General features: G+C 43.5%; 8 protein-coding genes. 5 read left to right on the top strand and 3 right to left on the bottom strand.

Annotated features, from left to right (window positions below):
* On the top strand, window positions 1-618 hold a 618-nt coding region (locus A3757_RS26650), incomplete at its 5' end, for a hypothetical protein (protein ID WP_082872088.1).
* 46 nt (window positions 619-664) lie between these two features.
* Window positions 665-907 (top strand): hypothetical protein, encoded by a 243-nt coding sequence (locus A3757_RS09455; protein ID WP_156490373.1) that lies wholly within the window; start codon window positions 665-667, stop codon window positions 905-907.
* 276 nt (window positions 908-1,183) lie between these two features.
* On the opposite strand, the gene A3757_RS09445 is transcribed toward A3757_RS09455, so the two are convergent.
* Window positions 1,184-1,405: a hypothetical protein gene (locus tag A3757_RS09445; RefSeq protein WP_068510776.1), complete on the bottom strand. Its 222-nt coding sequence runs from the start codon at window positions 1,403-1,405 to the stop codon at window positions 1,184-1,186.
* Between the two features lie 29 nt (window positions 1,406-1,434).
* Between A3757_RS09445 and A3757_RS09440 the strand changes: the two genes are divergently transcribed.
* Window positions 1,435-1,974, top strand: coding sequence for a methyl-accepting chemotaxis protein (locus tag A3757_RS09440; protein WP_082865156.1), 540 nt, complete (start codon window positions 1,435-1,437; stop codon window positions 1,972-1,974).
* 150 nt (window positions 1,975-2,124) lie between these two features.
* On the opposite strand, the gene A3757_RS09435 is transcribed toward A3757_RS09440, so the two are convergent.
* Window positions 2,125-2,736: a Yip1 family protein gene (locus A3757_RS09435; protein WP_068508355.1), complete on the bottom strand. Its 612-nt coding sequence runs from the start codon at window positions 2,734-2,736 to the stop codon at window positions 2,125-2,127.
* A gap of 135 nt (window positions 2,737-2,871) precedes the next feature.
* Entirely contained in the window at window positions 2,872-4,200 is a 1,329-nt protein-coding gene (locus A3757_RS09430) for a DASH family cryptochrome (protein WP_068508348.1), read from the bottom strand.
* 157 nt (window positions 4,201-4,357) lie between these two features.
* On the opposite strand from A3757_RS09430, the gene A3757_RS09425 reads away from it, so the two are divergent.
* Both A3757_RS09425 and A3757_RS09420 read left to right on the top strand, forming a co-directional pair.
* Window positions 4,358-4,618, top strand: a complete 261-nt coding sequence (locus tag A3757_RS09425; protein WP_197469968.1) for a DUF3081 family protein — start codon at window positions 4,358-4,360, stop codon at window positions 4,616-4,618.
* 23 nt (window positions 4,619-4,641) lie between these two features.
* Window positions 4,642-6,198: a cryptochrome/photolyase family protein gene (locus A3757_RS09420; RefSeq protein ID WP_068508356.1), complete on the top strand. Its 1,557-nt coding sequence runs from the start codon at window positions 4,642-4,644 to the stop codon at window positions 6,196-6,198.
* Window positions 6,199-6,272: the final 74 nt, after the last annotated feature.

Genomic DNA, 6,272 nt, shown 5'->3' with positions numbered 1-6,272 from the left:
ACGTGCTTAGTTACTGGAACTCTAATTGGCTGTAATGGAGGTGGAAGTGGTGGCGGTGGAGCTGCCCCTGGAACTAATGGCGGTCAAGGTGGTGGAGTAGGGCCTGAGTTAGTAATCGAGTTTAGAGAGGCACCTCTAGACCCAAAGGTTTTTAATCTGCTTTCAAATGATAGAAGTACAGAAAATCACTTTAACCCTGAAGAAAAGTTAAGCATAACTTGGATGACAACGGTTAAATATTCGGATGACACTACGTTAGGTGTTAATCAAAGAGAGCTTTACCAAGCAAAGGTCTATCTGAGTGATAATGATATTATTGAGATTGATAATGATCTGGAGTTGTTCACTATCCAGTGTTCTTTCCCAATGGCATTGGGAGCAGATTATGGGTGTAGTGAATTCGCTTCATTTGAAAGTGTATATGCAAAGGATAATTTGAACCAATTTTCTACAACAAGTATTCCTTTAAATAAGCCTGAAGGTATCCAAAATCATGTTGTCGATGCAACGGATTTTCTGGATATTATTCCAAAAGATGCCAATGTTATAATAGAGACCTGCTTGATATCTGAGCCTGACAATTGTGCAGAGGCATCTGTTGCAATTGAGTTATACTAGCCAAACATCCCTGATGCATAATAGAAAAAAAATGAAGGCAGTTTTTTTGAAAAGACCTATAGAGATTCCTTTCTGTGAAGACATAGATGGTTTAACCGATGCTGTAGAACTCATGCTGGACCTAGTTCAAACCAACATTGATAAAGGGTTCATCCTGGATATAGACGCTGTTTTCGAATATGCGCAAGATGGTTTTACTCTGGTTACCTTTAACCTTTTAGTTAAGAATCTCAATAAAACGCTTTCCGATCAGGCAAGGGCAGTCACTCAAACTTTCACTGTGCATTAATTTAACCTGGTCAGCTGTCTGGAACCCGTGTCTTCTGCGTCGAAATTAGATCATTATAGAGAGCTCGCGGGACCAATTATTCATGCAGTTATCCTCGAAACGGGGAAAAATGATGTGAAGCTGATACGGAAAAAACTAAACCAGGCTTACCCATTTGAAGCTAGGTGTGGACAGGCTTATCGAGCCTGGTTATCAGAAGTACATTCCCAACTTGGCTTTACCTTACGAAGAAAAAACAGTTCAGAAAAACAATTAGACCTGTTCGATCAACCTTAATTATTCTTCTTCGACGGCCTCTAGAACGGATTCAACAGAAGCTGTAGCTAAGCCATCAACATTGACTGAGAAGTTGGGTTTCCCTAGTGAAAGCGCTGCCCCTATAAAAGTATTCCCAATCGCGGTCAATTTCTCTTCATGATCCTCAACACCTAACTGATCACACAAATCAGCGACACCATTAGCAAACTCTTGCAGTTTATCTTCTGCCAGACCTGTCATAGATATTCCTTTAGTACGATTCTGAATCAATGGCAACAGCGATACAGAATATGGAGGAAGTGAAGGAAAGTAATGACGGTATTCTTGCCATGATGAATGTCATTACGGATATCGCTGAGCAGACCAATCTTCTTGCACTTAATGCTGCAATTGAAGCGGCCCGTGCAGGGGATCAAGGTAGAGGATTTGCTGTCGTGGCTGATGAGGTTAGGACACTGTCCAAAAAAAGCAACGAATCAGCTCAGAAGATTAGAACTTTGTTAGACAAAGCGAGTTCTGATGTCAAAGCGGGTGCTGAAGCAGTCAATATGTCGGGCTCCGCGCTAGATAAAGTCGTCATTTCGGTAAAACAGGCGGCGGGGAATATTTCTACCGTCTCAGATTCAATGAGCAAGCAACGTACGCAGATTGAAGAGATTGTTCTGGAGAGTAAGAATGTTGAAGATATTAGTCGAACAAACGCCGACGCGGGGCAAACTTTGATGGATGCAAGTCAGGGGCTTTCAGAATTAGCGCACGAGTTATCAATCATGGCAAAAGATATGAACACCCTAGTAAGAAGCGCGTAGTGATCGCAGCTAATATTGAACACAGTTGAGCACGGTGACTAGTACAATCGGTATCCAACCAAGCTTGTCATCCGCTGAAAACATATTGACATTAAGAACGCCATCGACAGACCGGGTTCAACATTGATGAACCCGTCTATCTCGCTTTACTTAACCTGATACGAACTGAGGGGCGAAGCCTATGCTCCAGATGACGACTGTACCGACTCTTGTTGCTACAAGGTAAACGAGAGCGACAGTCAAGATAGCGCCGCTAAACAACAATGCGCGTTCTTTGCTAATACCCATGACAATCGGTAAACCGTCGTAGATCAAGAATCCTGCATATACTGCCGCTATAAGATATACAGCCATGTTGAAAATAGGTTCAGGGTTTAAAAGGGCGATACCAGCCAAAAAAAGTGGCGTACAAGAATAGGCTGCCAAGGCGATACCGTTTGCTGCATATTCATCATGTTTGCCTCCATAGGTTTTAGACATCCAATCGATTGCCCAGCCAAGCCCAAATACACCAATAAGCATTGCGATGTAGGTGATTATGTTGAGTTGCAAAGCGCTCTGGGTCGTCAGTTTAGTGATTTGCCCATCGCCAACTTGCCAACCAAACTGTGTCGTCGATATATAGGCGCATATTGGGCTAATCATTGCTAGAACGGCAATGTATGCAACATAAATTCTTCCCGGATTACTATGTTCTTTGCGGATCGATTCCCATTCTTCATCAGGGTGAGTGAACATTCCAAAAGCATGATTCAGTAACATTGTATTTCCCCATATTTTCCAAAAGAATATTTGCTTGATAGTAGACTTGAAATTTGCCTTTCTCATCGATCCTTTACGCTAGGAATCAATTAATGGATCACTCGGTTTTTTGCTCGTCTTTGTTCGGTATCTCTATTACTCGTGTATGATTGGCCAGTCGGCAGCATCGCGAGAGTCTAAATTTGGATCCGTTTCAGCTCCCCAGCGTTTTTGATACAAACCGTCAGGGTCATAGAGTCTCGACTGCTTTTCAAGATCGAAGTGGCGCCCTCCTCTTGGGTCAACCCCCACGCCTGCAATGTATTGCCAATTGCCCCAATTTACTGCCAAGTCAAAGTCAATGAGACAGTACTCAAACCAAGCTGCTCCATAGCGCCAGTCCACGCTCAATTCATTAACCAAACAACTGGCTGCGATTTGTCGGCCTCTGTTTGATAGATACCCCGTGTTTTTTAGTTCCTTCATGCAGGCATTGACAATCTTGAAAGGCGTTTCGCCTTCACACCATTTACTGAAGCGTTCAGGGTAGAAACTAGTAAGCGGGGGTGACTTTTTGGATCCTTGGAAACTAAATAGTTGGTCTCCTTTTAGAAAGTGCCACCATTGGAAATATTCTCTCCACAATAGCTCGACATATAGCCAACGAGATGAATCGTTAGACCCGTTTTCCTGTTCGTATTCAAGCAATTTCTTGATGACCTGGCGTGGAGATAGACAGCCGCTACTTAACCAGGGTGATATTTTGCTGCTGTTGGTCCAGCCGGATAATTCATTCCTTACTGTCTTGTAGCGACGGGGCGCATCACTGGAGAAATACTCGAACAGATGGCCAAACGCTTCGCGTTCACCACCGGTAAAGCGGAGCGAAGTCGTATTCACAGGAAGCCAATCAGGAATCTTCTCTGCTTCCAACATATCTATCTTAGGCATGATTGGCAGGAATTTGGGGGCAGGAAGGGGGTCAGGGACACCTTGATTTTCAATTGATTTCCTGAAGCGTGAGTATGTTTGGGGTAACTGAGAGACCTTAAACGGTAGTTCTAACTCATTGAAGATCGTGTATTGTTCATATTCTATTACCGCAGCCTCGGAGCATTTCCTGCGAATCGCTTTAAGGATGTGCCGCTCATAAGAACCGGAAGACTGAGTCAATACGAGGTCACTAAAGCCGTAATTATTGATAAGGTTGGATATCAGCTCAGTTGTATCACCATATAAAACAATCAGCTCTTGGTCATATCGTGCGAGGTTTTGTTTTAAATCCTGAATGCATTCCAAGGTGAACTGCCAGCGATGTTTGCTGATGGAAGGTTGCTGCCATAGCTTCTGCTGAAACCATCTAGGGTCTACGACATAGATGCACAGTAGGCGATCGGCGCTTTTTATGGCGTGCAGCGCCTGGTTGTCATGAATTCGCAGGTCTCGAGTAAACCAGTATAGAACTCTTCGTTGTTTAATGAGCATATGGATTCCGTAGTGCGCTGAGGGTGTTTCAGGCACTTACGAAGCAGGTTTCATTTTGGATCAGTGCATGGGGTGATCCATTGACGCGTTGATGCGTATAAGCTTTTAAATGCTCGGTGTGGTCTTGGGGCACATTCTAATTTTAGGAGTTGGGAACTTGGAACAGCATATTGAACCAAAGGTAGTCATGCTGGCAGCTGAATGCATTCGGCAAAAAGGAAGCATGGAGGGAGGCAAGCTTATTTATCAGCAAATTAGCCTCGAACTGAGTTATGACGGTTACACGATTATGCTCAGTGACCACAAAGTTAAGCTAACTCTCTTTTTTCACAACAAGATGAAAATTGAGTGCGCTCAAAACAGGGATCTGGAGAGTTTTTACGAAAAGTTGAAAAATATTGCACGCACTGTTTTCTAGCAATGGCCAACGAGAGAGAAATCATGAGTTTGAAAACCAAGCGTCTAAGGCTTGTTTTGGGGGATCAATTAAATAGCCGTCACTCTTGGTTCAAGGAATCTGATCCTGACACCTTGTACATTTTGGCTGAACTGACGCAGGAAACTAACTACGTAAAGCATCATGTTCAAAAAGTTTGTGCTTTCTTTGCCGCGATGGAGGATTTTGCGGAGAATCTAAGACAGGCAGGACATAGGGTAAAGTACTTCAATTTGGACGAAAGCTCGGGATATAAAGATTTGCCAGCATTGCTTTCATCTGTCATTGAACGCTGCGCTTGTCAGGTATTTGAATATCAGCAACCTGATGAATATCGACTGCATGTTCAACTACGTGAATTTACTCGAGACTTGGAGATCACCTCCCGACTCTATGAAACCGAGCATTTTTTTCTTGAGCACAACGAACTACCTCTATGGTTCGAAGGTGGCAGACATCATCGAATGGAAGGTTTCTATCGTAAAATGCGTAAACGCTTCAGTGTCTTGATGGAAGGAGGCAGCCCTTTAGGTGGAAAGTGGAATCACGATGAGGACAATCGTCATGCGCTCAAAAAGAAAGACTTAGCTGATATTCCCCAGCCACTGGTGTTTGAAAATGACGTAAGTGTCATTCTAAAACGGTTGAACGATCATGAGATTGTCAGTTTCGGTAATGCGAACATTAAGCTAGTTTGGCCGATTAACCATCGACAAGCGATGGCTCAACTTCAATACTTTTGCCAAGTATGCCTCCCGAAATTCGGCTACTTTCAAGACGCGATGACCTGCAATTCTCCTCACTCCTGGAGCCTATATCACTCACGGCTGAGTTTTGCTTTGAATGCCAATATTATTAGCCCTGATGAGGTGATCGATGTCGCCATTGAAACATACTATCAACAGCAATCTAGTATTTCGATTTCGCAGATCGAAGGCTTTGTTCGTCAGATTCTTGGCTGGCGAGAATATGTTAGAGGAATGTACTGGGCCAATATGCCGGATTATACGGAACAGAATCGATTGAATGCGAGTAGACCTTTGCCAAGTTGGTTTTGGACTGGTGAAACCAAGATGGCGTGTATGAAGGAGAGTATCAAACAGTCTTTAGAGTATGCTTATGCCCACCATATTCAGCGCTTAATGATAACAGGTAACTTCTCTTTGCTGGCTGGTCTTCATCCCGATGAGGTAGATGATTGGTATTTAGGGATTTATATCGATGCCTTACAGTGGGTTGAGCTACCCAATACTCGAGGGATGGCCTTGTTTGCTGATGGGGGGTGGATCGCCACAAAACCCTATGCTGCGAGCGGCAACTATATCAACAAGATGAGTGACTACTGTAAGAGTTGTCATTATAAGGTTAAAGAGAAGGTAACGCCCGACGCCTGTCCATTCAATGCTCTTTACTGGGATTTTTTTGGAAGGCATGAAGAACGCTTGGCCGACAATCAAAGGTTATCTTTTATCGCCAAGCAGTGGGCTAAAAAATCTGATCAAGAAAAGCAGCTCATTCACGAGAGAGCGCTGACATTGCTAGACAATATTGAAACGATCTAAATAGAGCTAGATCTATAAACTGGTATCAACAATAAAACAGTTCGAACGCTGCCAGTGCCTAATGAACGGTTTTA

The organism is Oleiphilus sp. HI0117 (genome assembly GCF_001635235.1).
The sequence above is the reverse complement of the archived record's forward strand: the minus strand, read 5'-3'. Positions and strand labels throughout refer to the sequence as shown.